Origin of the sequence: Arcobacter rhizosphaerae (genome assembly GCF_049472155.1) — a bacterium.
In the GTDB taxonomy this organism is placed as follows: Bacteria; Campylobacterota; Campylobacteria; order Campylobacterales; family Arcobacteraceae; genus Arcobacter_B.
The window spans coordinates 239,058-265,066 of record NZ_JBMOVW010000003.1 but is presented as its reverse complement, the minus strand read 5'-3'; the positions used below and the strand labels follow the sequence as shown (position 1 = coordinate 265,066).

The window sequence follows — 26,009 nt, the reverse complement described above, 5'->3', positions numbered from 1 at the left end:
ATAAGACGCATAAATTGAAAAAAATGGATATATAAATAGAGTTTTTTTTATATTTTTTTAAAAATAAAGATTCTTTTACCTTTTTTTGTACTTTTTAAAGAGTATATCTCACCTATAGCATATAAGAAATTATCAAAGTTATCTATAGAAAATAAACCTGAAATAGAAAGTTCTTCTATATCTTTTTGTATTACAACATCAAGATTTTTATATTTTTTAAACTCTTGTACTACTTCTTTTAAAGTATTATTTTTAAAGTGAAGCATTCCATCTTTCCAAGAAGCAATACTTTGTATATCAACCTTATCTATATGAAAATTATTAGCTATCTTATCAAAAAGAATTTGCTTTCCTTTTGATAGTTTTGTTATTTCTGTTACTGAATTATTATTAATTTTAGAAATACTTACTAAACCACTAATTACATTTACTTCTAAATTATTCTTATTTTCTTTTACTTCAAAACTTGTACCTAAAACTTTTATTTGAATTGCTTTTGTATTTATTATAAAAGGTCTTTTTATATTTCTCTTTACATCAAATAAAACCCTTCCACTCTCTAAGCTAACAACTCTTTTATCTTCAAAAAACTTTGTTGATATTGATGTTTTTGCATCTAAAATTAAATTTGATCCATCTGGTAAAGTTATATTCTTAGAAGCCATTTGTGTAGAGTAATTCTGTTTTTGTATAAAGTTCATATAATCATCAACTTGAAAAGCTCCAATAGCTATTATAAAAACCATAGCAGCAGCTATACTATAAACTTTTAGTTTTCTAAATACGCTTTCCCTTTTTAGTTCACTATGAACTTGGGCAGAAATTTTACTTTTAGTATCTAAAGAGATATTAGAATATGAATTCTGAATACTTTTTAAGCTTTCAAATATTTTTTTATGCTCACTTTTTTTTATCCATTCATTAAACTCACTCTCTTCTTTGCTCGATGAAAAACCATCGCTAATACAGGATAAATAAAAAGCAGCTTTTAATTTTATTAATTCAGTGTTATTATATTTTTTCATTGTTTTTCTTCTATATAATCAGATAATTTCTTAGTTGCATTTATTACATATTTTTGAACTGTATTTAAATTTAAGTCCATCATTGAAGCTATTTGTTTTTTACTATATCCATCAAAAATATGTAATACAAACACCTGTTTTAATCTTTTAGGTAAAGAATTTAAAGCTTCAATAAGTAGTTCTTCTTCTAAATGCTTAATTGCTAAGTGTTCAGGCTGTTCTTCTTTTGGTATTGAAAAGTTCTCTTCTTCAAAACTTATATTATCTCTATTTTTTTTCTTTCTAGATTGATCTATAACTAGATTTTTAGCAACTTTATATAAAAAAGCTCTCTCATTTTTTATATCTAATTGCTTAGATTTTTCTATTGTCTTTGTATAAGTTTCTTGAATAATATCGACTGCTTGTTCTTTATCACCTATCATTCTTTGAACATAATAAACTAATTCATTATAATATTTTAACATCTTTTTATTTATTTTTTGATATATATTATCAAAATCAATATTATATATAACTTGAATTTATCTTTCAAAACACAATTGTAATATATTTTTAAGTATAATTCAAATTATTAGAAAGAAAATAAGGATTTATAAATATGACAGCATTAGAACTAGCAGATATTATTGGTGTAATTTGTTTTGCATTGTCAGGCTTTTTAATTGCTGTTCATTATAAACTTGATATTTTAGGTGTTTTTATCTCTGCATTTTTAACAGCTCTTGGTGGAGGAATGACAAGAGATGTACTTGCTAATAAAACACCTTATGTATTTACAGACACACTTCCAGTAACCTTAGTGGTAGCCACTGTATTAGTATCACTTGTTTTGAAACTTCATAAAATTGATGATTTAGAAGGTAAAACAGCTTTTATAATTTCTGATGCAATAGGCCTTGTATCCTTTGCTATTACGGGTTCGATTGTAGCAATTGAAAATAATTTCAACTTTTTAGGTGTATTAATCTTAGCCTTTATTACAGCTGTTGGCGGTGGTACAATTAGAGATATTTTAATAAATAGGGTACCATCTATTTTAGTATCAGAATTTTATGCAACTGTAGCAATTATAGTTGGGCTTATAACTTATGGTTTATATTTACTTGATTTAAAAAATATATACTCACTTATTATTGTATTTATTTTTGGTGTTGCCCTAAGATTACTTGCTTATTATAAAAACTGGCATCTTCCAACTTTATCTAAATAAATTTTTTGCTTAACCTTTCATTTACTTTTTATAGGTAAAATTTCGCAATTTAAATTTAGGAGAAAAAATGAAGAAAATTTTATTCGTTGCTGCCTTACTTGTTGCAACATTCGCTAATGCATTAAATATTGGAGATTCAACTCCAGCTTTTGAAATCAAAGATCAATTTGAAAAAAAACATACTATCAAAGCAGATACTAAAAATATCATTGTTGCAGGAGACAGAGATGCAAGTGAAGTAATTAGAGATTACTTACTTAAAAAAGAAAAAGGTTTTCTTGAAGCTAATAACTCTTATTATGTAGCTGATATTTCAGGTATGCCAAGTTTAATTACTAAATTTTTTGCACTACCAAAAATGAAAGAATATCCTTTCTCTATTTTATTAGTAAATGAAGAACAATCAAAATCTTTTACTAAAAAAGAAGGACAAATCACTATTTATTCTGTAGAGAATGGAAAAGTTACAAATGTTAAATTTATCAAAACAGCTGAAGAATTAGACGCTGTATTTAAATAAAACTATTAGCCTAATGGCTAATAGTTACTCTTAAGATGATACAAGTTTTAAGCCAACAATTGAGCTTATTAAAGTAAATAGAAAAAATAATCTTAAAATACCTGCTGCTTCATTATAAAATAAAATTCCTATTAAAATAGTTCCAAATGCCCCTATTCCAGTCCATACAGCATAAGCTGTACCAATAGGAATAGATTCTACTGCTTTAGTTAGAAAATAAAAACTACTACTTGCAAATACTAAAAATATAATTGTTGGTATCAATTTTGTAAAGTTTTCTGTTAATTTTAACATAGAAGCAAAACCAACTTCTAATAATCCCGCTAATATTAAATATAACCATGCACTCATAATAAATCCTTTAAAATATCTTTCTTGGAAAGATACCTTATTTTTACTTATATTTATCTTTCTTAGAAAGATAAAATTAAATATACCTATGCTATTATAAAAAATGCAATTAAAAGAATTTAACCAAAACAGTATAAAAATATTAAAAGATAAGACTCCTAATATTTATAAACCTACCCTACACATAACATTACCATTTTTTAGGCTTCATAAACTATTATTTGAAAAAGGTGAATTTATATTAAAAGATAAATTTAACCTAACACAAAGTGAAGTAGATGTTTTATCATGCCTTTACTATAAAGATGCAAATCATATTTTAACACCTACACAACTTTATGAATTTATGCTTTTTTCTTCAGGAGGAATGACAAAACTTCTAAAAAAACTTGAAGAAAAAGAACTAATAAAAAGAGTTGATTCAAAAGAAGATAAAAGAGTTAAAAATGTTCAGTTAACAAAAAAAGGTATAGATATCATGATTAGAGCTTTAGATAGAATTATAAGTTTTGAGGATGATTATTTCTGTAAACTTGATAATAAAGAGCAAAAAGAGTTTGCTAAACTTTTAAACAAACTCCTTGATTAAAAGTTAAAGTAGTTTTTTAAAAGTATCAATTATCGCAATTGATTCTAAATCTTTGATTCTTTCTTCTAAAGACTCAACTGTTTCATTTTTATCTAATAAAAGCTCTTTAGTAAGAATAATCTCACCATCATCATATTTTTCATTTACATAATGAATAGTAACCCCTGATTTTTTTTCACCATTTTTAATAATAGCTTCATGTACATATCTTCCATACATACCTTTTCCTCCATATTTTGAAGGTAGTAATGCAGGATGAGTATTTATAATATTTTTTGGAAATGCCTCTAATAATTTAGGACCTATCATTTTCATATAACCAGAACAAAAAATATAGTCACAATCAAATTCTAAAAGCAATCTAGCTATCTTATCATCACAGTCTTGACCTGGATACCTTTTATCATTTATAATAAAATTTGGTATACCAAATGATTCTGCTGTATTTAAAGCATTTGCATTTGAATTGTTTGAAATTACTACTACTATTTTAGCATTTAAAATTTTATCATCTATTGCTTTTTGAATTGTTTGAAAACCACTTCCATTATATGAGGCTAAAATACCTATTCTTTTCATTTTTTATTCCTACTAATAATTAAGGCCGAATTATAACAAATATAAAGTATTTATAATATAAGTTAAATCTTTTTTACCAATTATCTTATTCTTTGAGCATGAGTTAGAGCAATTGCTATTGCATCTGTAATATCAAGAGGTTTTATCTCTTTTTTAATTCCGAGTAATCTTTTTACCATGAAAGCCACTTGAGTTTTATCTGCTTTACCATTTCCTGTAACAGCTTGTTTTACTTGTAAAGGAGTATATTCTGCAAAATTACCAAAAACTTGTAAGATTTTCAATGAAATAGCACCTCTAAATTGTGCTAATTTAATTACTGTTTTAGGGTTGAAAGCATAAAACATGTCTTCAATTGATACCTCATCTATTTCATGCCTAGCAAATATCAAATCAAAGCCCTCTGTCATCTCTACAATTTGTTCTTGTAATACTTTTGTTTTAATTTTTATAAGCCCTGCTTCAATAAGCTTTAGATTTCTTCCATTTTTTTCAATTATTGCATATCCACAGTTTCTTGTACCTGGGTCAATTCCTAATATTTTCACGTTAAATTACTCTTTTTTTGTCTTATTTTTATTCACATACTTTCAAGTACCGTATAATGGTATTTTTCACCTAAATATTCACTTAAAAAACCACAGTTATTCACTACTTATTCACTATGTGAACAACATTTATTCATCATTTTATTCACTTTATTTTTTACTTATTTTTAACATGTGAATAACTTTTATTAAAAATTCGTTATAATAGCTACTATTTATAAAATAAAGAGTTAATAATAAATGACAAATAAAGATTTTTTAGCACTTATTCAAAAAGAAGCTACTTCTATTGATTATGATAGATACTTAAAACAACTTACATACAAGAAAATCTCATCAGATGAGAAGCTTGCTGTATTTGAAGTATCAAATAAATATATAGCTTCATGGATAAAAAGTAAATTCACTAATTTAATACAAAATTGTTTCGAACAATACGATGGAACAAAACCAAAAATTGAAATTAAAATTGCTGGAGAAAAAAAATCTAAAAAAGAGATCATTAAAGAACAAATTAAAAATGAAACTGCCGAAAGTACGATACTAAATCCATCGTATACTTTTGATTCATTTGTAGTAGGTCCATCAAACCAGATGGCCTACAATGCGTCACTTGCGGTAACAAATAAACCAGGAACTCAATATAATCCTTTATTTATTTATGGAGGAACAGGACTTGGAAAAACACACCTTTTACAAGCAGTAGGAAACTCTGCAATTGAAATGGGTAAAACTGTAATTTATGTAACAATTGAACAGTTTATGAATGATTTTACATTCTCAATTAAAAATAAAAATATGGAACACTTTAGGTCTAAATATAGAAAATGTGATGTTTTATTAATTGATGATATTCAGTTCTTAAGTGGAAAAGAGCAAACTCAAGAAGAGTTTTTCCATACTTTTAATGAATTACATAATGCAAAAAAACAAATTGTAATGACAAGTGATAGATTACCATCACAAATTGCAGGTCTAGTAGATAGATTAAAATCTCGATTTGAATGGGGTTTAACAGCTGATATTCAAATTCCAGGTTTAGAAACAAAAATAGCAATTATTGAGAAAAAATCTGAATTAAATGGTATTGCATTAACAAGAGAAATTATTAACTTTATTGCTACAAACCTTGATAATTCTATTAGGGAAATAGAAGGTGTCTTAATTAGAATTAATGCCTCTGCATCACTTCTAAATCAAGATATTACCCTTGAAATGGTGCAAGGATTGTTAAAAGAGCAAATAAAAGAAACAAAAGAAAACATCAAATTACCTGATGTAATTGATATAGTTGCACGTGAACTAAATATCAAACCAAGCGATATTAAATCTAAGAAAAGAACAGCAACAGTTGCTAATGCAAGAAGAGTTGTTATATATCTAGCAAGAGAACTTACACATAACTCAATGCCTGATATAGCAAAATTCTTAGGAATGAAAGATCACTCTTCAATTTCTCATAATATTAAGAAAGCGAATGAGTTAATAGAAAAAGATGAAAACTTTAAATTAATCATTGAAAATTTAAAAAATAAAATCATAAATAAGGAGTGGTAAAGGTAACTCAAAAAAAAAGTTTGAGTATATTGTGTGAAAAGGTGTGAATATTTCATTTCGTTATATCACATGAAAGTCTTTCGATACAGTCGTCGATTTGAATGTATTTTCATCTTTTCACACACACTACTACTGCCACTAAAGATATATAAATAATAGGAGATATAAAATGAGGTTTATAATTACAAAAAATATCATTGAAAATGTAATAGCTTCAATGCAACCTTTTTTAGAAAAAAAAGATGCTAGTGCAATTACATCACATATATATTTAGAAATTGCAAATACAAAATTGATTTTAAAAGCTACTGATTATGAAATAGGATTAGAGTCTCATATCGATAGTATAAATGAAATAGAAGAAGGTAAAGCAACTGTAAATGGTTCTAATTTATTAGGTATTATAAAAAGATTAAAAAATGAAGATATTATATTTGAAACTACAGGTAATAATCTAGTTATAAAACAAAATAAATCAATATTTAAATTACCTATGTATGATGCATCAGAATATCCTGATATGTTAAAAAATGATAATTTACATAAATTAGAGATATCTACATTAAACTTTATAAACTCTATTAGAAAAATAACACCTGCTGTAGATAACAATAATCCTAAGTTTGAATTAAATGGTGCTTTAATAGATGTTAAAAATGATAAAATTAATTTTGTTGCAACTGATACTAGAAGATTAGCTATATCTCATCTTCAAAATATTTCAAATAATGAATCTCAATTTATTATTCCTAAAAAAGCTATTATTGAAATACAAAAACTTTTTATAGATGATGCAACTATCTCTTATGATGAAACAAATCTAATAATACAAAATGCAACTTCTAAATTTTTTACTAAACTAATAAATGGTAAGTTTCCTGATTATGAAAGAATCATACCAACAAATTTAAAATATAATTTATCATTACCTAAAAATTTATTAGTTGAATCAATCAAATTAGTTACATCTTTATTTTCTAATATTAAAATTACATTTACATCAAATGCGATTATCTTTGAATCTTTAGATGAAGATAGTGAATCACAAACTCAAATAGATATAAATTTAAATATAGAAGAAAATTTCTATCTAGCTGTAAATGCAAAATATTTATTAGACTTCTTAAGTATGACAAATAATGAAAATGTAACGGTTGGATTTAATGAATCTAATTTACCATTTTATTTAGAAGATGAAAAGTTTTTTACAATTGTAATGCCAATTGTTTTAGAAAAATAGATTTAAATATATAAAAAATAGAAATAAGGACAAAAATAGATGAGTCAAGAATACGGCGCTAGTAATATTAAAGTTTTAAAAGGTTTAGAAGCAGTTAGAAAAAGACCAGGAATGTACATTGGTGATACTAATATCAATGGTTTACATCACATGGTTTATGAAGTTGTTGATAACTCTATTGATGAAGCTATGGCTGGTTACTGTAGAAATATTAAAGTAACTATGACTAAAGATAATTGGATTAAAGTTGAAGATGATGGTAGAGGTATTCCTGTATCTGAACACCCTACTGAAAAAATGTCAGCTGCAACTGTTGTACTTACAGTACTTCACGCAGGGGGTAAATTCGATAAAGATACTTATAAAGTATCAGGGGGATTACATGGGGTTGGTGTATCTGTTGTAAATGCCTTATCAAAAGAGCTTAAAATGACAATTCATAGAGAAGGAAAGATTCACTATCAAGAATTCTCTAAAGGTATTCCTAAATCTCCATTAGAAGTGATTGGTGATGCTCCAAGAAAAACAGGAACTACTATTGAATTTTTAGCTGATGATTCTATTTTTGAAGTAACTGAATATCAATTTGAAACTCTAGCAAAAAGATTTAGAGAAGTTGCATATTTAAATCCTTTTATTTCTATAACTTTAGAAAATGAAAAAACTAAAACTAAAGAAGTTTATCATTTTGAAGGTGGTATTAAACAATTTGTAACAGATTTAAATAAAGAAACACCTGTATGTGATGCAGTTGCATTTAGTGATAAAGCTGATGATGTAGAAATTGATATTGCACTTATGTATAACTCAACATATACAGAAAAAACTATTTCTTTTGTAAATAATATTAGAACTATTGATGGTGGTACACATGAAGCAGGTTTTAAAGCAGGACTTACAAGAAGTATTGTTAAATATTTAAATCATAATGCAAATGCGAGAGAAAAAGATACAAAAATTACAGGTGATGATGTAAGAGAAGGTTTAATTGCTATTGTTTCTGTAAAAGTTCCTGAACCACAATTTGAAGGACAAACAAAAGGTAAATTAGGTTCTTCTTATGTAAAACCTTTATGTCAAAAATTAACAAGTGAATGTTTAGATAGATATTTTGAAGAAAATCCTGCTCAAGCAAAAGCAGTTATGGAAAAAGCATTAATGGCAGCACGTGGTAGAGAAGCTGCTAAAAAAGCGAGAGAACTTACTAGAAAAAAAGATTCTATGACAGTTGGAACACTTCCAGGAAAACTTGCAGAATGTCAATCAAAAGATCCTGAAGTTAGAGAATTATACCTGGTGGAAGGGGACTCAGCAGGTGGTTCAGCTAAACAAGGTAGAGATAGAGTTTATCAAGCAATTTTACCACTTAAAGGTAAGATTTTAAATGTTGAAAAATCAAGACTTGATAAGATTTTAAAATCTGATGAAATTAGAAATATGATTACAGCTATGGGTTGTGGTATTGGTGAAGATTTCAATGAAGAAAAAATAAGATACCATAAAGTAATCATCATGACCGATGCCGATGTTGATGGATCGCACATTCAAACACTACTTTTAACTTTCTTCTTTAGATTCTTAAGACCTGTAGTTGAAAAAGGATATTTATATATCGCTCAACCGCCATTATATAGATATAAAAAAGGTAAAAATGAAATTTATCTAAAAGATGATACAGCTTTATCAAATTTCTTAATCGAAAATGGAGTTGAAAACTTCTCTTTTGCTGGATTAGGAACTAATGATATGATTGATTTATTTAAAACAGTTTCTAGATATAGAGATATGTTACAACAATTAGAAAAAAGATACTCTTTAGTTGAAGTATTAAAACACCTAATTGAAAACCCTGATTTAGTAAAACTTGAACAAATGGATTTATATGAAGTAGTAAGAGGCTTCTTAGAAGACAAGGGTTACAATATTCTTACAAAAAATATAAATGAAGATATGATTCAGCTGTTTGTTCAAACAAACGAGGGGCTAGAAGAGCTAATCATTGATGATGAACTGTTTGCATCACCTTACTTCTCAGAAGCCACGTATATCTTCTCTAAGCTTGTTGAGAGAGATATTTCTATGTTTGATGGAAGAGATTTAATTGAATTATTAGATGAAGTAGAAGGATTAGCTAAAAAAGGTGCATATATCCAAAGATATAAAGGTTTAGGTGAAATGAACCCTGAGCAATTATGGGAAACTACAATGACTCCTGAGGATAGAAGACTTTTAAGAGTTAAAATTGAAGATGCAGAAGCTGCTTCTGATGCCTTTACTTTATTTATGGGTGATGAGGTAGAACCAAGAAGAAACTACATTGAAGAACACGCAAAAGACGTTGAACACTTAGACGTTTAATCTATTAGAGACTAAATAGAGACTTTTTTAAAGTCTCTAAAAAGTCTTCTTTTTAAAAATATTACAAATTGAAATAAAAAACCAATCATTTACTTTTTTAATATATAATCTTTTTATATTTTTCAAAAAAGGATTTAATATGAAGTTATGTGGAGTAGAATTAAAAGCAAATAATGCAATTTTTTCTGTATTTGAAAAAAATGATGATGATATAGTAATTTATATTGATCTTAAAATAAAAAAAATCACTTTAGATGATGACGAATCTTTTGAAGATATAAAAATTTTTTCTAATAATGTAAATGACTTTTTAAAAGATAATAAAATAGAAAAAGTATTTATAAAAAAACGAGCAAAGAAAGGTAACTTTGCAGGTGGTGCAGTTACTTTTAAAATGGAAGGAATTATTCAGTTAAATGATATTTGTGATGTAACTTTAGTTTCATCTCAAAGTGTAAACTCTTTTGAAAAGAAAAATATGATTGAATTTCCAAAAGAGTTAAAAAAATACCAAGAAGGTGCATATCTTACCGCTTTAGCAGCAGCTTAATTTAAATATCTAGTTTTGTCAAGAAAGTATGAACTTTCTTAACTATCTTTATTAAAACTTTTTGCTTTTACTTGATTTTTACCTTCAAACTCTTTTTCATTTGCTTTACTTACAACTAACTTAGCAATTTTATCTGTTTGCACAGCAACATCATGTGTTTGTGATGCAACTAGTGCATTTTGTTGAGTTTGTCTATCTAAACTTATTACTGCATCATTTATTTGCTCAATGCCTGATAACTGTTCATTTGAAGCATTTTTAATATCATCAATTAAGTTTGTTGTTTGAGATATATTTTCATTTAGAAGTTTATATCCTTCTATCATATCAGCAGCTATATTTTTCCCATCTAAAGCTTTTTGTGTTGCATTTTCAACTAAATCTTTAATCTCTTTTGCAGCTTCAGCACTTCTTCCTGCTAGGTTTCTTACTTCTTGAGCTACAACTGCAAAGCCTTTTCCTGCTTCACCTGCTGTTGCTGCTTCTACAGCTGCATTTAGTGATAAAATATTTGTTTGGAAGGCAATTTGATCAATTACAGTAATTGCTTCATTGATTGCACTTACTTGATGATTTATTTCATCCATTGCAGAAGTAGTTTGTTTAGCTAGTTCTTCACCTTTATTAGCTGATTTATTTACTTCATTTGAAAAGTTAGACATTTGTGTAATATTTTCTGTATTATGCCTAATATTACTTGTAATTTGCTCTAACGAGGCAGCTGTTTCTTCTAAACTTGTTGCAGCTTCATTTGAACTTTCATTTAATTTATCTACATTTACAAGTAGAATATCTGAACTATCATCAAGTGTTAAACCATTTGATTTATTGTCAAGTAACATTTCAGTTATTGAATCACCTAGATTATTTACTCCATCAGCTAGTTTTAATAAGTGTTCTTTTAAATCTTTTTTATCAATTTTATTTAAGTAGTTATAGTTTGTATAATCTTCTAAAACATCTAAAACATTATCTATATTTGTTTCAAGGTTATCTGCCATTTTGTTTAATACATCTTTTAATTGCATTAAAGCAGGATTATTTACACTAATATTAAGCCTTTGACATAAATCACCTTGTTCAAATTCACTTAAAACTTCAATTGTTTCATCAATTAGTTGTCTATCTTCTTGAATACTTTTTTGAGTTTTTTCAATGTTTTTATTTATTATATTTGCCATTTGACCAAATTCATCTTTAGTATGTATATTAATTTTTTCAATAGAGTCTGATTCTCTATTTAAATATTTGAAAAATGAATTAAGTCCATTATTTATATTACTTAAGGATTTTAAAGATAGTTTTAAAGTAGTAAAAATAGATGTTGAAATTAATATAAGTGATAATATTGATAGTCCAATTATCATATACATAGTTTTATTTGCTTCTTCTAAAACTTCATTTTCTTTTGTTCCTGCAACTATCAACCAGTTCCATTCTTTAAACTCTTGAAAAAATACATATTTTGTATCATTTTCCCATTCATACTCTAAGAAACCTTGTTTTTTTTCTAGCATATTTTTTATAAAATAATCACCATTTTTATCTTTTAACTCAAGCGCTGATTTTGATTTTAAAGTAGGATGTAAGATAAATTGGCCGTAAGAATCACCTTTTTTACTATTTACAATATAATAGTATCCTGTTTTAACAACTTTTCTTTTTTCAATTTTTTCTTCTAAATCTTTAATATCTTTTGAAATATCAAAACCAATAAAAGCAATACCTATAATTTTATTGTTTTTTATTAGAGGAATATATTTAGTCATATATGCTTTTCCAAATAAAATAGCTTTTCCTAAATAATCTTTTCCTTGTAACACTTTTTTATAGCCAGGATGGTTTTTATTTAACTTAGTACCTATTGCTCTTTTACCATTTTGTTTTTGTAAACTTGTTGATACTCTAATAAAATCTTCACCTTTTTTTACAAATATTGTTGCAACAGAACCATTTGTCATTTCAGTAAATTTATCAACTAATTCAAAATTCATATTTACAATTTGATTATTAATCTTTATTGTGGGTGTTTTTAAAGTATCCACTTTAATTAAATCATTTTGATTAATTTCAACTTTTTCAATCATCCCCATAAAAATAGAGGCCATTTTATCAGCACCTGATTTAGTGACATTATTAAATATTTCAATATTTTGAGTTAATAGTGAAACTTCTTCATGAATAGACTTTTTTGTATTGTTTTTCATAGAAGTAAATGTATTATCAACTATAAGATACGTTTGTAAACTCATTGATAATAATATAGTAGCTATTGAAACAAAAAGTAATTTTCTAATTACTGATTTTTTAAGATAATCCATCTTTATCCTTTATAAATAATTTTATTATGTTGAAAATAAAGATAGAATAATACCTTAAAATAGTATCTTTTTAGTAACAAATATGAGTAAAATTTACAATTTTTATAAAAATAATTAATTTATGAGAGATAAAGCACCTAGTGCTTTATCTAAATTTAGTTTGAAGTATTTAAAACGCTAGCTACTTTTTCAGTATGAGAGAATATTCTTCCTCTTTTTCTAATAATATTATTTACAATATGATATCCATGATTTAAAGCAATAGCAATTGATCCACCTGATTTAAATGCAATGTCTCCTGCTACATAAACACATTTTGCTGATGTTTCTTGGTGCTCATCAAAAATTGGTTGATTATTTTCATTTACTTCTACACCACATGATTTTAAGAAATCAACAGGTGTTGTTCCACCAATTGCATAAATTACTCTATCATAAATTACTGAAAACCCATCATTAAAGTTAACTTTTACTTTTCCTGATTCATTTTCTAAAGATTCAATATCTGTATTCATTCTAAGTCTTAGTTTTTCTTCACCATGATATTTATTTAAAATCTCTTCATTAGTTTCATTTAATCTTGAAAATTCAGCTTTTCTATAAACCATAGTTACATTATTGTTTTGGTCAGCTAAATCATAAGCATATTCAGCTGCTGAGTTTCCTCCTCCAACAACTAAGATCTTTTCATTTGAAGAACACTTATCAAGGTTAAAGTTTACATTTGCTTTTATTGATGGTGGAATCTTATATGAAGGTTTATTTGGTTTTCCCATTTTTCCAATAGAAATTACTGCATTTTTACTTTTTACAAGTCCTGCACTTGTATGAATATGTAAAAGATCATCTACTCTTTCAATTTTTTCAACCTCTGTATTAAACATAGAATCGATTTTTTCAGTATCTAGTAAGTCATCGAAATAATCTAAAGTTGTTTCTTTTGTACCATCAAAAAAAGATACATTTCCTTGTAGTTCCGTTACTTGACCTTTATAATCTTTATCCACTCTTTTATTGTCTTTATAAAATTTTCTAATTGTATTAGAGTGGTTATCTGTTTTTTCAATAAGTAAAATTTCTCCAACATTATGAGCTGAAGCTTCAATAGCAGTTCCAATACCACCTGGACCACCACCGATAATTACAATATCATATATTTTATTTGTCATAATACTCTCTTATATTCTTAAATTTTGTGGATTATACTTAAATTCACGTTTTTTTTCAATTAGTAACATTTGTAAGTAAGATTTTGATAAAATCTGCTTAAATTAATTATTATAAAGGTTATAAAAGATATGGAAATGAAATATGGTGAAAAAGAAATTATTGAATTTGATATAAATAAAGAAGAACACTTTTGGCCAAATACAAATAATAAAAATTATATAATAGATATTGAATTACCTGAATTTATGGCAAAATGCCCAAGAAGTGGATATCCTGATTTTGCTACAATAAAACTTCAGTATACTCCAAATGAAAAAGTAATTGAATTAAAAGCTTTAAAAATTTATATAAATACTTTTATGTATAGAGAAGTTTCTCATGAAAACTCGGCAAATGAAATTTTTGATACTTTATATGAAAAATTACAACCTAAATGGATGAAGGTTATTGCTGATTTTAAACCAAGAGGAAATGTTCATACTGTAATTGAAATCGATAGTGCAAAAATGTAAGGAATAAAACCTTGGAAAGATTAGTTACTACCTCTCAAGCTGCCCAAATATTGGGTCTTTCTTTACAAGGTGTACACTATAGAATAAAAAAAGAACAACTAAAATCTATCAAAAAATCAGGACGAACTTATGTTTACATAACTGATGAGATGGAAAAAACTGCTTCAACAACAAGTAATATCAATGTTGAAGCAGTTAAAAACTCTACTCAAAAAGAAAATAGAGCCAATGAAGAACATATTCAGTCTATAATTGAAGTAAAAAATGAACAAATTTTACTTTTAAAAGATTCTATGAAATGGATGAAAAAACAATATAAATCAGAGATCAATAGACTTGAAAAGAATCAAAAGAAAATAGTTAAGGTTTTTAACTCAGAAATTAAACTTCTACAAAGTGCTTTTCATGAAATGAGAACAATTTACAAAAATCAACCAGTACCATTACAAAATTTTCAAGTAGCAAATGAAAATAATACTTCAAAAAGTAATAGTTTAGAACTTATTACACTCCAAGAATTTTCTGTTCTTATGAAAAAATACAATAAAACTCAAAAAGAGATAAAACTTATTATCTTTAAAGCCATTCAAAATGGTGATAATAGATTTATATATAATAAAAAAGAGAAAAAACTTTTAATTTTAAAGTCTGATTTTAAAGATTTAGTTTAAATTTAGTAAATTAATTGTTATTAGATTTTGTGATAGTGCAAAAAAAAAGAGTACTTTAAAAAAAGTACTCTTCTCCAGATACCCAAACACACCATTAAGAGAGGTGCCTTGCTGTGTTCCCACCCTGGGGCGTTATCTCAACATAACGATTGTAAGGGTCTAAAGAAGAGCACTCAAAATATTTAAAATATTCTCAGTGTTCCTCTTTAAGAGCTGAAATTATACTCAAAAAAACTTTAACTTTTTATAAATTTATTTTTTTATTTGGAATATAAGATATAATTTCAAAAAAATTTCATATATAAAGTATAAAAATTGACAAAAAATTTTAATTTGATTGGTGTTTTATCGCTTATTTTTGCGATGTTTATTTGGGGTAGTTCATTTATTGCTTTAAAATCAGCAATGAATGATTTAGCTCCTTTTACTGTAATATTTATAAGAATGCTTGCTGCTTCATTATGTTTTGTGTATTTCATAAAAAGCTTTTTGAAGTATGATTTTTCAAAAAAAGATATAAAATATATTCTTTTACTTGCTTTATTTGAGCCTTGTTTATATTTTATTTTTGAAGCAAAGGCTTTACAGCTGACATCAGCTTCACAAGCAGGAATGATAGCTTCTTTAATGCCTCTAATAACAGCTATGGCAGCTGGTTATTTCTTAAAAGAGATTATTACAAGAAAGCTTATTTTAGGTTCAGCCTTAGCAATGCTTGGAGTTATTAGTTTAAGTGTAAATGCAAGTACAAGTGTAAGTGCTCCAAATCCTTTGTTAGGTAACTTTTTAGAGCTTTTAGCTATGAGTTGTGCAGCTGGTTATACTATCGTTGCAAAATACTTAACTCATAAATTTTCAGCTTTATTTATTACTGCAATTCAGGCTTTTATTGGTTGTATATTCTTTTTTCCTTTTTTCCTTTTTGAGTATTTTACTACACCTATGGTATTTTCAGTGGAAGCTTTAAGTTGGACAATTTATTTAGGTGTTGTAGTAACTTTAGGGGGATATGGCTTATACAATTTTGCTCTTACAAAAGTAGATGCTTCAAAAACTGCTGTTTTTGTGAATCTTATTCCCGTATTTACTTTAATTTTAGCATTTTTAATTTTAGGAGAAAAATTAACTTCTTTTGAATTAACTGCATCAGCTGTAATTTTAGCAGGAGTGATTCTTTCTCAAATGCCACCTTTAAAAAGGAAGAAAAAAGCTTAGTTTGATGGTATATTTAACTCTTTTTATATCAGCATTAGTATCTGCTACACTTATTCCTTTTGGAAGTGAAGCTTTATTAATTTATGATATTAAAGAGGGGTATAATCTATATCTTTTACTCTTTTTTGCTACTTTTGGAAATAGTTTAGGTTCAATTATAAACTATTTTTTAGGTTTAAAAGGTGAGCAGTTTCTAGTAAAAAAGAAGCTATTAAATGAAAAAAGAGTTTTAAATACAAAAAACTATTTTGATAAATATGGAGCTTGGTGTATTTTACTTTCTTGGGTTCCTATTATTGGTGATCCAATTACTTTTATAGCAGGAGTTTTAAAATTTAATTTAAAACTCTTTATTTTACTTGTTGTTATTGCGAAGTTTTCAAGATATGCTTTTATAGCACTTTTGATTTAAGAGTTAAACTCATCTATAATATCTCTATTTTTAGAGAAGATTTTATAAATCACGCCTTGGAATGTAAACTCTAAATAGTTAGCATGAAGCCAAAGTCTTGAACCTTTTGTTTCTTTTTCTCTTATACTTTGTTCTAAAGTTTTATTTAAATATCCCTCAGCAATATCATCATCAACTCCATAAATTGGATCACCAATAATTCTATGTCCTATTGAGTATAAATGAACTCTAATTTGATGTTGTCTTCCTGTTATGGGTTGAGCTTCTACTAAAGTGATATTTTTTTCTTCATTATATTTAATGGGTTTTATAATAGTACAGGATTCTTTACCTTCATTACCCGCACTCATTCTCACACCAATATTTTTTCCTTCTTTTTGAAGTTTACTATCTATAGTTATTTTATTTTTTATTTCACCCTCAACTATTGCAAGATATGATTTGTGATACTCTTTTGTTTCAAACATATCTTTTAATTGCTTCTCTGATTTTTTGTTTTTTCCTACGATTACTAGTCCTGATGTTTCAGCATCTATTCTATGAATTAAGTTTGCATCTTCTCCAAAATGATACCTTATTTCATCTAACAATGAATATTTAGTATTCTTTGAAATTGGGTGTACCATAAGGTTTGTTGGCTTATCAAAAATAGCAAAGTTTTGAAACTCAATTAAAGGCTTTAAACCCCTTGTAGCACCCTCAAAAACAGCCATGTATATGTAATCTGTAGGGATTAAATCTTTTGGTTTTAAAACATTCATGTCTTCATCAAATATTCTTCCGCGAGACGCGTATTTTTGGGCTTTTGTATGATGTATTGTTAAGTTTTGGAGTAGAAAAAGACTAAGCTTTTTACCTTTTTGTGCTTCAATTTTTTTTAAAATAAACGGCAAATTTATTATCCTATAATTTTTTTCTAAATAGGGTAAAATCTATCTTTTTTTTAGCTATATTTTTGTCTAATTTAGATAACATATCATACATAAATTAACAGAAAAATTTAATAAAAATATAAAACATTGATAATAAGGGATTTGTAGATGGTTGAAAGATATGCAAGAGAAGAGATGTCAAAACATTGGACGCAACATGCAAGATATGCTGCATGGCTTGAAGTTGAAAAAGCAGCTGTAAAAGCATGGAACAAATTAGGACTTATTCCTGATAAAGATTGTGAAAAGATTGTAAAAAATGCAACTTTTTCAGTTGAAAGAATTGAAGAGATTGAAGCAGTTACAAAACATGATTTAATTGCATTTAATACAAGTGTTTCAGAATCTTTAGGTGATGAGTCAAGATGGTTTCACTATGGAATGACTTCTTCTGATGCTGTTGATACAGGTGTTGCATTACAAATGAGAGATTCTTTAAAAATTGTAATTAAAGATGTAAAAATGCTTATGAAATCAATCAAAAAAAGAGCAAAAGAGCATAAATATACTCTAATGGTAGGAAGATCTCATGGTATCCATGGTGAGCCTATTACATTTGGTCTTACTTTATGCGTATGGTATGATGAAATGGCTAGACATCTTAAAAATTTAAAAGAAACAATGAAAGTAATTTCTGTTGGTCAAATCTCTGGTGCTATGGGTAACTTTGCCCATGCTCCTTTAGAACTTGAAGAGTATGCAATGAAAGAATTAGGTTTAAAACCAGAACCTTGTTCAAATCAAGTTGTACATAGAGACAGATACGCAAGACTTGCAACAGCCCTAGCCTTATTAGCATCAACTATCGAAAAATTTGCTGTACAAGTAAGACATTTACAAAGAACAGAAGTTTATGAAGCTGAAGAATATTTTGCAAAAGGTCAAAAAGGTTCTTCTGCAATGCCACATAAAAGAAACCCTATTTTAACAGAAAATATTACAGGACTTGCTAGAACAATTAGAGCTTATGCAAACCCTGCAATGGAAAATGTTGCGTTATGGCATGAAAGAGATATCTCACACTCATCAAATGAAAGATTCTGGTTACCAGATGCATTTATTACAACTGATTTTATGCTTCATAGAATGAACAATGTAATTGCGAACTTAACTGTAATGCCAGAAAATATGATGAAAAATTTAAACTTAACTGGTGGTTTAGTATTCTCTCAAAGAGTATTATTAGAATTACCAAAAGCTGGTGTTTCAAGAGAAGAAGCTTATAAAATTGTTCAAAGAAATGCTATGAAAGTATGGGCAGAGATTAAAGAAGGTAAACCTACAGTAAATAAAAAAGGTGAGTCTTTATACCTAGGACACTTATTAGCGGATAAAGATTTAAGAGCAAAATTAAGTGAAGAGCAAATTAGAGAATGTTTCAACTATGATTACTATACTAAAAATGTAAATGCAATTTTCAAGAGAGTTTTTAAGTAATCAAATTATTAAATAAAAAAGTTTTCAAATAATTTATAAAAATACAAACAAATTTTAAATATTAGAAGGTAATAAAAATGGCAATTATGATTCAAAAACGAAATGGTCGAAAAGAGGTTTTAGATATTACTAAAATCCAAAAAATGACTATTGAAGCAACTGAAGAGTTAGATGGAGTATCTCAAAGTGAATTAGAACTAGATTCACAAATTAAATTTGTAGACGGAATGAAAAGTTCTGATGTACAAGATGCACTAATTAAAACAGCAGTAGAAAAAATTGATATAGATGTTCCAAACTGGACATTTGTTGCTGCAAGATTATATTTATTTGACCTATATCATAGAGTTGGAAAAGAGACTCATGGTATCAAAGGTGAGCCTTATTGCCATTTAAAAGATTACCTAAAATATGGAAAAGAAGCAGGTAGATTAATTCCTAATCTTGGTGAGGGATATGATTTAGATGACTTAAATAATCACATGGATCCTTCAAGAGATTATCTTTTTAATTACCTTGGAATTAAGACTTTATATGATAGATATTTAATCAAAAATAAATATGGTAACCCAATTGAATTACCACAACAAATGTTCATGGCAATTGCTATGTTCTTAGCTCAAAATGAAGAAAATAAACAACAAGCAGCAAAAGACTTTTATGATGTAGTATCTAAATTTGAAGTTATGCTAGCAACTCCTACTTTATCAAATGCAAGAACAAATAGACATCAATTATCTTCTTGTTATATTGGTTCAACACCTGATAATATTGAAGGGATTTTTGACGCATATCATGAAATGGCACTATTATCTAAATATGGTGGTGGTATTGGTTGGGATTGGAACCAAGTTAGATCTTTAGGTGGTGTTATTGATGACCATAAAAGTGCTGCTGGTGGTACAGTTCCATTCTTAAAGATTACAAATGATGTAGCTTTAGCTGTTGATCAACTAGGTACTAGAAAAGGAGCTATTGCTGTATATCTTGAACCTTGGCACATGGATATAGTAGATTTTATTGATCTTAAGAAAAACTCTGGGGAAGAAAGAAGAAGAGCACATGATTTATTCCCTTCTTTATGGATAACTGATTTATTTATGGAAAGAGTTTTAGAAGATTCTCATTGGACTTTATTTGATCCTTATGAAGTAAAAGATTTATCAGAACTTCATGGTGATGCTTTTAGAGCTAAATATTTAGAATATGAAGAAGATGAAAATATCACAAAAGATAGAATGAAAGCAAAAGATTTATGGAAAAAAATCTTAACTTCTTATTTTGAGTCAGGTTCTCCATTCCTTTGTTTTAAAGATAATGCAAATAAAGCAAATCCAAACTCTCATGTAGGACATATCAGATCTTCTAATCTTTGTACAGAAATTTTCCAAAATACAAACCCTAACCACTATAAAATTAAATTAGAGTTTGAAGATGGTTCTATTGAAACTTATGAAGAAGAAGATTTAATTACTGTTGATGGTGGAATTCAAAAGAAAGCCAACAAAGTAACAGCACTTGATTCAATCAATGGAAAAAGAATATTTATCGTAGAAAAAGATAAAACAGATGGTGATACGGCTGTTTGTAACTTAGCTTCTGTAAACTTATCAAGAATAAATACAAAAGAAGACATTGAAAGAGTTGTTCCTATTGCAGTAAGAATGCTTGATAATGTTATTGATTTAAACTTTTATCCATTAAGAAAGGTTAAAGCAACTAACTTAAAATCAAGATCAATAGGTCTTGGAGTAATGGGTGAAGCTCAAATGTTAGCTGAACATCAATTAGTTTGGGGAAGCGAAGAACACTTTAAAAAGATTGATCAAATTATGGAAGCAATTTCATATAATGCTATTAAGTCATCTTCTGATTTAGCTACTGAAAAAGGTATTTACCCTACTTTTGAAGGTTCTAAATGGAGTCAAGGTATTATGCCTCATGACCATTCTCCTCAAGCTGTTAAAGCATTAGTAAATAGAGACTTATTTGACTCAGCTTATGATTGGGAAGAGTTAAGAGAAAAAGTTAAAAAAGATGGTATGAGAAATGGTTACCTAATGGCAGTGGCACCTACTTCATCTATTTCAATCTTAGTTGGTACAACTCAAGCAATTGAGCCTGTATATAAAAGAAAATGGTTTGAAGAAAATTTATCAGGTTTAATTCCTGTAGTTGTACCTAAATTAAGCCCTGAAACATGGTCTTATTATACGCCAGCATTTGAAGTTGATCAATTAAATGTAATTAGAGCAGCTGCAATTAGACAAAAATGGATTGATCAAGGTCAGTCAACAAATATCTTTATGAGTTTAGATAAAGCAAGTGGTAGATATTTACATGAAATCTATACACTAGCTTGGAAACTAGGTCTTAAATCAACATATTACCTAAGAAGTCAATCTCCTGAAGCTAATAATGATGTTGAAGATAGAAGTATGGAGTGTGCAGGTTGTCAATAAGATAACCTTACACTTTTTTCATACAAAAAATAAAAAGAAATTTATAAAATAGATTAAAAACTTAGAGGACAATCCTAATGGATAGAAAAACGATATATAACCCACAATCAAATGAAAACTTAACAGATAGAAGAATTTTTGGAGGAAATCCAGATGGTATGATTAACTTTACAAAGTTAAAGTATCAGTGGGCACTAAACTTATGGGATACAATGGAAGCAAATACATGGTTCCCTAAAGAAGTTCAAATGACAGGTGATGCAAAAGATTATAAGTATCTTACTCCTCCTGAAAAAAGAATGTATGATTTAGTATTATCACAATTAATTTTTATGGATTCATTACAAACAAACAACTTAATGGATAATATCAACCCTTATATCACAGCTCCTGAGGTTAATGCTTGTTTATCAAGACAATCTTATGAGGAAGCAAACCACTCTAAATCTTATGCTGTAATGGTAGAGTCGATTTCTGATAATACAGATGAAATTTATAATATGTGGAAAACAGATTTAAAATTAAGAGAAAAAAACAATTATATAGCTGATGTATATAAAAGTTTAACAGCAGGAGATGGAGAAGAAATTACTGATGAAAAAATTCTTCTTGCTATGTTTGCTAATCAGATTTTAGAAGGTTTATACTTCTATGCAGGTTTTGCAGCAATGTATGCTCTTGGAAAATCAGGAAAAATGCTTGGTTCTTCTCAGATGATTAGATTTATTCAAAGAGATGAAGTAACACATTTACTTTTATTCCAAAATATGATTAACTCTGTTAGAAAAGAAAGACCTGATTTATTTACACCTGAATTAGAACAAACTGTAAGAGGTATGTTTAGAAAAGCCGTAGAACTAGAAGCTTCTTGGGGTGCATATATCACTCAAGGGCAGATTTTAGGATTTACAGATGCTATTATCACTCAATATATTCAGTATCTTGCAGATAGAAGATTAGAAGCAGTTGGATATAAACCAGAATACAATGTAAAACACCCTATTCCATGGGTAGATGGTTATGCTTCATTTAATGACCAAAGAACAAACTTCTTTGAAGGGAATGTTGTTAACTATTCTAAGGGTTCAATCGACTTCGACGATTTTTAATAGGACTTTTTCTCAAAGAGAGTGTAAAAATTTAAGCAAACTCTGCGTTGAAGCAGTACTTAGGAGAGAGTTTGAAAAATATATTTATAATAGTTTTGATTGTTGTTTCGATGGGTTATATGGTAAATATTTTAGTTAATAAATACAACACTATTATAGAACAAGAACAACAGCAAAAACAAAAGGCTTTAGGACAACAGCCGGCTCAAAAGAAGTAAAGAAGAAAATCTATTCTTCTTTATTCAAACTCTTTATCTATATTGTGATAGTACTTGTTAATTCCATTAAATCCCTCAAGGAAGTATAAGAAGTGACCTACTGTTCTTATTTCATCTTCTGTAATTTTACCCTTCATACTTGGCATAGTATCAAAGTGTCTTATTACCGCCTCTAAGCATATAGTTTTTTTAATATCAGGGTTATAAAGATAATCCACTAAAAAATCACCTGTTTCCATAAGTTGAAACTCTATATCATCTTTACTTCCAACTTGACTTTTTAATCTATATGATATTTCATTTCCTGTTGGGGCTTTTAGATTTAAAAGTTTATTATTTTCTTCTACAAAATTTTTCATAAGTAAACCTATATTCATAGATTTTTTATGACATTCACTACATTTTTTATCAAATATCTGCTCCCCTTGATTATAAAGCTTTCTATCAAACTCTTCAGGAGGGGAAGCAAAAACAGCACTTATTAAAACTATTATTGTAAGCAATGTTTTCATTGTATCTCCTTTTAATTATTCTAACATAAACATGAGTAAATTACTATATTATATAGCTTCAAGGTATAAAAACATAAAATACAAATATTTAATATAAATAAGGATTTATGATGATAAAACAAAAAGTAAAAGACTTTTTAGATAAACAATTAGTAGATTTTACAAACTTTAGATATGACTTTGAAGAAGATGGTGAGTATTTGTATGTGATATTTAATGAGGCTTTTGGAGAGCAAGTAGATATTGAAACTACATTTAAAATTATAAAAGATACATTATACTTTCATTCAACATCATTTGGTTGGAAAGCTGTTGAAAAAGGAAGTGGAAATAAGTTTTTTTGGATTGAAATAACTAAAGAAAGTAAAATATAAATTTATAACTAAATAGTTATTGGGTAATCAATATGAAACCAAAATACTTTATAATACTAGTATTTATTAACAAAGGAATACAAATGACAAGTTATGAAAATATGAAGTTTTTTGGTTTATGTGCAGGAGTATACTCTTTTGGTATATTTATGGGATATCTTTCAATAGCTTTTTAATATAAGGTATAAAATATGATTAATATAAATAGCTTAGATCATTTTGTATTGACTGTTAAAAATATGGATAAAACAGTTGATTTTTATGAAAAAGTTTTAGGTATGAAAAAAGAGATTTTCAAAGAAAATAGAGTTGCATTGAGATTTGGAAATTCTAAAATTAACTTACATCAGTTAGGGAAAGAGTTTGAGCCTAAAGCTTATAATGTGAAAGAAGGTAGTGCAGATTTATGTTTTATTATTGATACTCAAATAGAAGAAGCAAAATTATATATTGAATCTTTAGGTATTGAAATAGAAGAAGGAATAGTTCAAAGAACAGGTGCAAAAGGTTTGATAAATTCTATTTATTTAAGAGATCCAGATAAAAATTTAATAGAGTTATCAAATTACATTAATTAGCACTCATTTTAATTAATTGCTAAATATATTAGCACTTACTCTTGACAAGTGCTAAAAAATTTGTTAATATTTCATCAAGAGTTGATAAAACTCATATAAAGTTAATAAAAGGAGATAGTAATGTTAGTAACTAAATTTGATCCATTTAAAGATTTTATGAATATGCCAAGTCTTATGACTTACAATAATAAAAGTAATGATACAGGAATCAGTACTTTTGCTCCAAGTGTAAACACAAGAGAAGGTGAATATGCTTATCATATTGATGTTGATTTACCAGGTATGGAAAAAGAAGATATTAATATTGATATTAAAGATAGAACTCTTACAATTTCAGGAGAAAGAACTTTTAAAGATGAAGTAAAAGAAGAAGATTATTATAAAGTTGAAAGTTCATTTGGTAAATTTCAAAGAGTATTTACACTTCCTGACAATATAGATGTAGAAAATATAAGTGCTTCAAGCCAAAATGGAGTTCTAGAAGTAGTTTTACCAAAGATTAATGAAGATGAAACAAAAAGAAAAATAGAAATTAAATAACTTGACTTATATATAAAAAATGTGATATATTCTTTCCTTGACTGTATAGTCAAAGTTAGGAGAGAGTATGTCACTGTTTTTTATAATCTTACTTAAGATTTTTCCACTTTATATAAATATAGTTTTAGGCTATATATCTACAAAATTTTTAGATGTAAAAAGAGAGTCAATTGCTAATATATTGATTTATATTTTAGGTCCTATTGTTGTATTTTCAGCAACTCTTAGTGTAAAGATTGATTTATCAATTCTGTTTTTACCTGTCTTTTTATATCTGTTTTGCTCTATCATTGCTTTTTTGTCTCTGTTTATTTGGGGTAAATCATGGAATGACCCAACAGGAAATATTTTAGCATTTAGCGCAGGAACTGGAAATACTGGTTATTTTGGTATTCCTTTAGCTATTATCTTCTTCCCTCCCCATTTAGCTGATATTTATATATTTACTGTTTTAGCTTCACTTTTATATGAAAGCACAAGTGGTTTTTATGTAACAGCAAAAGGAAACTTTACTGTAAAACAATCAATTATGAAAATGTTGAGACTTCCTATTTTATATGCTTTTGTATTAGGTATAATTTGTAATCTAATAGGAGTTCAAATACCTGAGGCTATTAGTGCATATACAGGGCAATTTAAAGGGGCTTATGGAATTTTAGGAATGATGATGTTAGGTATGGGACTTATTGGTCTTCAAAGAGGAAGTGATTTAGATACAAAATTTATTTCTATTACTTTTATATTGAAGTTTATTTTTTGGCCTTTAGCAATGCTTGCAGTAATTTATATAGATAAAACTTATGTCATGTTTTTAAATGAAGATTTATATAAAGTCTTGTTTTTATTTTCTATAGTACCTCTTGCAGGAAATACAGTAACTTTAGCAGTACTTTTAAATGCAAAACCCCAAAAGGCTAGTTTTACTGTTATATTAAGTACAATTGTATCAATATTATATATTCCTGTAGTTTTAGCTTTATACGGAGGGTTTTAAATAAAAGAGCCTAAGCTCTTTT

The 26,009-nt window shown here is 27.3% G+C and carries 28 protein-coding genes and 1 other RNA gene; 19 read left to right on the top strand and 10 right to left on the bottom strand.

From position 1 onward, the window contains the following. Nucleotides 1-47 precede the first annotated feature (47 nt). Both ACH5BH_RS07230 and ACH5BH_RS07225 read right to left on the bottom strand, forming a co-directional pair. Nucleotides 48-1,025: a FecR family protein gene (locus ACH5BH_RS07230; RefSeq protein WP_404305162.1), complete on the bottom strand. Its 978-nt coding sequence runs from the start codon at nucleotides 1,023-1,025 to the stop codon at nucleotides 48-50. Continuing rightward, the gene (locus ACH5BH_RS07225; RefSeq protein WP_404305160.1) at nucleotides 1,022-1,492 is read right to left on the bottom strand and encodes an RNA polymerase sigma factor; all 471 of its coding nucleotides are present in this window, start codon (nucleotides 1,490-1,492) and stop codon (nucleotides 1,022-1,024) included. The genes ACH5BH_RS07230 and ACH5BH_RS07225 overlap by 4 nt, the downstream gene beginning before the upstream one ends. A 134-nt stretch (nucleotides 1,493-1,626) precedes the next feature. On the opposite strand from ACH5BH_RS07225, the gene ACH5BH_RS07220 reads away from it, so the two are divergent. Together ACH5BH_RS07220 and ACH5BH_RS07215 are read left to right on the top strand one after the other, a co-directional pair. Continuing rightward, entirely contained in the window at nucleotides 1,627-2,238 is a 612-nt protein-coding gene (locus tag ACH5BH_RS07220) for a trimeric intracellular cation channel family protein (RefSeq protein ID WP_404305158.1), read from the top strand. Between the two features lie 67 nt (nucleotides 2,239-2,305). Beyond that, on the top strand, nucleotides 2,306-2,758 hold the full coding sequence (locus ACH5BH_RS07215; RefSeq protein ID WP_404305156.1) for a hypothetical protein: 453 nt from the start codon (nucleotides 2,306-2,308) through the stop codon (nucleotides 2,756-2,758). Between the two features lie 30 nt (nucleotides 2,759-2,788). Here the strand turns inward: ACH5BH_RS07215 and ACH5BH_RS07210 are convergent, their stop codons facing one another. After that, nucleotides 2,789-3,109, bottom strand: coding sequence for a DMT family transporter (locus ACH5BH_RS07210; RefSeq protein ID WP_423297909.1), 321 nt, complete (start codon nucleotides 3,107-3,109; stop codon nucleotides 2,789-2,791). A gap of 103 nt (nucleotides 3,110-3,212) precedes the next feature. On the opposite strand from ACH5BH_RS07210, the gene ACH5BH_RS07205 reads away from it, so the two are divergent. After that, nucleotides 3,213-3,698, top strand: coding sequence for a MarR family winged helix-turn-helix transcriptional regulator (locus tag ACH5BH_RS07205; RefSeq protein WP_423297908.1), 486 nt, complete (start codon nucleotides 3,213-3,215; stop codon nucleotides 3,696-3,698). Nucleotides 3,699-3,701: 3 nt separating this feature from the next. On the opposite strand, the gene purN is transcribed toward ACH5BH_RS07205, so the two are convergent. Both purN and ruvC read right to left on the bottom strand, forming a co-directional pair. Then, nucleotides 3,702-4,277 carry a phosphoribosylglycinamide formyltransferase gene (gene purN, locus ACH5BH_RS07200; RefSeq protein ID WP_404305150.1) on the bottom strand — a complete coding sequence of 192 codons (576 nt, stop codon included), beginning with the start codon at nucleotides 4,275-4,277 and terminating at the stop codon, nucleotides 3,702-3,704. An 80-nt stretch (nucleotides 4,278-4,357) separates the two neighbouring features. Next, on the bottom strand, nucleotides 4,358-4,825 hold the full coding sequence (gene ruvC, locus ACH5BH_RS07195; RefSeq protein ID WP_404305148.1) for a crossover junction endodeoxyribonuclease RuvC: 468 nt from the start codon (nucleotides 4,823-4,825) through the stop codon (nucleotides 4,358-4,360). A 240-nt stretch (nucleotides 4,826-5,065) separates the two neighbouring features. Between ruvC and dnaA the strand changes: the two genes are divergently transcribed. The 4 genes from dnaA to ACH5BH_RS07175 all read left to right on the top strand — a co-directional run bounded on the left by dnaA (nucleotide 5,066) and on the right by ACH5BH_RS07175 (nucleotide 10,530). After that, nucleotides 5,066-6,382 carry a chromosomal replication initiator protein DnaA gene (dnaA, locus tag ACH5BH_RS07190; protein WP_404305146.1) on the top strand — a complete coding sequence of 439 codons (1,317 nt, stop codon included), beginning with the start codon at nucleotides 5,066-5,068 and terminating at the stop codon, nucleotides 6,380-6,382. A 169-nt stretch (nucleotides 6,383-6,551) separates the two neighbouring features. Next, on the top strand, nucleotides 6,552-7,622 hold the full coding sequence (gene dnaN, locus ACH5BH_RS07185; protein WP_423297907.1) for a DNA polymerase III subunit beta: 1,071 nt from the start codon (nucleotides 6,552-6,554) through the stop codon (nucleotides 7,620-7,622). A 39-nt stretch (nucleotides 7,623-7,661) separates the two neighbouring features. Next, entirely contained in the window at nucleotides 7,662-9,980 is a 2,319-nt protein-coding gene (gyrB, locus tag ACH5BH_RS07180; protein WP_423297906.1) for a DNA topoisomerase (ATP-hydrolyzing) subunit B, read from the top strand. A 139-nt stretch (nucleotides 9,981-10,119) separates the two neighbouring features. Next, nucleotides 10,120-10,530: a DUF3010 family protein gene (locus ACH5BH_RS07175; RefSeq protein WP_423297905.1), complete on the top strand. Its 411-nt coding sequence runs from the start codon at nucleotides 10,120-10,122 to the stop codon at nucleotides 10,528-10,530. Nucleotides 10,531-10,568: 38 nt separating this feature from the next. Here ACH5BH_RS07175 and ACH5BH_RS07170 read toward each other — a convergent pair whose 3' ends face one another. Together ACH5BH_RS07170 and ACH5BH_RS07165 are read right to left on the bottom strand one after the other, a co-directional pair. Continuing rightward, nucleotides 10,569-12,737, bottom strand: a complete 2,169-nt coding sequence (locus ACH5BH_RS07170; protein WP_423297949.1) for a methyl-accepting chemotaxis protein — start codon at nucleotides 12,735-12,737, stop codon at nucleotides 10,569-10,571. 269 nt (nucleotides 12,738-13,006) lie between these two features. Next, the gene (locus ACH5BH_RS07165; protein WP_423297904.1) at nucleotides 13,007-14,020 is read right to left on the bottom strand and encodes an NAD(P)-binding domain-containing protein; all 1,014 of its coding nucleotides are present in this window, start codon (nucleotides 14,018-14,020) and stop codon (nucleotides 13,007-13,009) included. Between the two features lie 135 nt (nucleotides 14,021-14,155). Here ACH5BH_RS07165 and queF point away from each other — a divergent pair, with 135 nt between their 5' ends. Continuing rightward, nucleotides 14,156-14,533, top strand: a complete 378-nt coding sequence (gene queF, locus ACH5BH_RS07160; RefSeq protein ID WP_423297948.1) for a preQ(1) synthase — start codon at nucleotides 14,156-14,158, stop codon at nucleotides 14,531-14,533. 11 nt (nucleotides 14,534-14,544) lie between these two features. Continuing rightward, complete coding sequence (locus tag ACH5BH_RS07155) at nucleotides 14,545-15,204, top strand: DNA-binding protein (RefSeq protein ID WP_404305136.1); 660 nt, start codon at nucleotides 14,545-14,547, stop codon at nucleotides 15,202-15,204. A gap of 68 nt (nucleotides 15,205-15,272) precedes the next feature. On the opposite strand, the gene ffs is transcribed toward ACH5BH_RS07155, so the two are convergent. Then, an RNA gene (gene ffs, locus ACH5BH_RS07150) (signal recognition particle sRNA small type) lies at nucleotides 15,273-15,370 on the bottom strand. 149 nt (nucleotides 15,371-15,519) lie between these two features. On the opposite strand from ffs, the gene ACH5BH_RS07145 reads away from it, so the two are divergent. Together ACH5BH_RS07145 and ACH5BH_RS07140 are read left to right on the top strand one after the other, a co-directional pair. Beyond that, on the top strand, nucleotides 15,520-16,419 hold the full coding sequence (locus tag ACH5BH_RS07145; protein WP_404305134.1) for a DMT family transporter: 900 nt from the start codon (nucleotides 15,520-15,522) through the stop codon (nucleotides 16,417-16,419). 4 nt (nucleotides 16,420-16,423) lie between these two features. After that, complete coding sequence (locus ACH5BH_RS07140; protein WP_423297947.1) at nucleotides 16,424-16,831, top strand: YqaA family protein; 408 nt, start codon at nucleotides 16,424-16,426, stop codon at nucleotides 16,829-16,831. On the opposite strand, the gene ACH5BH_RS07135 is transcribed toward ACH5BH_RS07140, so the two are convergent. Beyond that, complete coding sequence (locus ACH5BH_RS07135; protein WP_423297903.1) at nucleotides 16,828-17,724, bottom strand: RluA family pseudouridine synthase; 897 nt, start codon at nucleotides 17,722-17,724, stop codon at nucleotides 16,828-16,830. The two genes, ACH5BH_RS07140 and ACH5BH_RS07135, sit on opposite strands and share 4 nt — an antisense overlap. A 147-nt stretch (nucleotides 17,725-17,871) precedes the next feature. Here ACH5BH_RS07135 and purB point away from each other — a divergent pair, with 147 nt between their 5' ends. The 4 genes from purB (at nucleotide 17,872) to ACH5BH_RS07115 (ending at nucleotide 22,989) form a co-directional block, all read left to right on the top strand. Further along, a complete protein-coding gene (gene purB, locus ACH5BH_RS07130; RefSeq protein WP_404305128.1) occupies nucleotides 17,872-19,200 on the top strand; it encodes an adenylosuccinate lyase in 1,329 nt (442 codons plus the stop codon). Nucleotides 19,201-19,277: 77 nt separating this feature from the next. Further along, nucleotides 19,278-21,662 (top strand): ribonucleoside-diphosphate reductase subunit alpha, encoded by a 2,385-nt coding sequence (locus tag ACH5BH_RS07125; protein ID WP_404305126.1) that lies wholly within the window; start codon nucleotides 19,278-19,280, stop codon nucleotides 21,660-21,662. Nucleotides 21,663-21,739: 77 nt separating this feature from the next. Beyond that, complete coding sequence (locus tag ACH5BH_RS07120; RefSeq protein ID WP_404305124.1) at nucleotides 21,740-22,771, top strand: ribonucleotide-diphosphate reductase subunit beta; 1,032 nt, start codon at nucleotides 21,740-21,742, stop codon at nucleotides 22,769-22,771. Nucleotides 22,772-22,842: 71 nt separating this feature from the next. Beyond that, a complete protein-coding gene (locus ACH5BH_RS07115; RefSeq protein ID WP_423297902.1) occupies nucleotides 22,843-22,989 on the top strand; it encodes a hypothetical protein in 147 nt (48 codons plus the stop codon). A 20-nt stretch (nucleotides 22,990-23,009) separates the two neighbouring features. On the opposite strand, the gene ACH5BH_RS07110 is transcribed toward ACH5BH_RS07115, so the two are convergent. Continuing rightward, entirely contained in the window at nucleotides 23,010-23,501 is a 492-nt protein-coding gene (locus ACH5BH_RS07110) for a hypothetical protein (protein WP_423297901.1), read from the bottom strand. A 110-nt stretch (nucleotides 23,502-23,611) separates the two neighbouring features. On the opposite strand from ACH5BH_RS07110, the gene ACH5BH_RS07105 reads away from it, so the two are divergent. From ACH5BH_RS07105 to ACH5BH_RS07090, 4 genes are all read left to right on the top strand, one after another. Beyond that, nucleotides 23,612-23,875, top strand: coding sequence for a hypothetical protein (locus tag ACH5BH_RS07105; RefSeq protein ID WP_404305118.1), 264 nt, complete (start codon nucleotides 23,612-23,614; stop codon nucleotides 23,873-23,875). A gap of 191 nt (nucleotides 23,876-24,066) precedes the next feature. Continuing rightward, nucleotides 24,067-24,453: a VOC family protein gene (locus tag ACH5BH_RS07100; RefSeq protein ID WP_423297900.1), complete on the top strand. Its 387-nt coding sequence runs from the start codon at nucleotides 24,067-24,069 to the stop codon at nucleotides 24,451-24,453. 120 nt (nucleotides 24,454-24,573) lie between these two features. Next, a complete protein-coding gene (locus ACH5BH_RS07095) occupies nucleotides 24,574-24,993 on the top strand; it encodes an Hsp20/alpha crystallin family protein (RefSeq protein WP_423297899.1) in 420 nt (139 codons plus the stop codon). Between the two features lie 67 nt (nucleotides 24,994-25,060). Further along, a complete protein-coding gene (locus tag ACH5BH_RS07090; RefSeq protein ID WP_404305112.1) occupies nucleotides 25,061-25,987 on the top strand; it encodes an AEC family transporter in 927 nt (308 codons plus the stop codon). The last annotated feature ends 22 nt before the right edge of the window (nucleotides 25,988-26,009 follow it).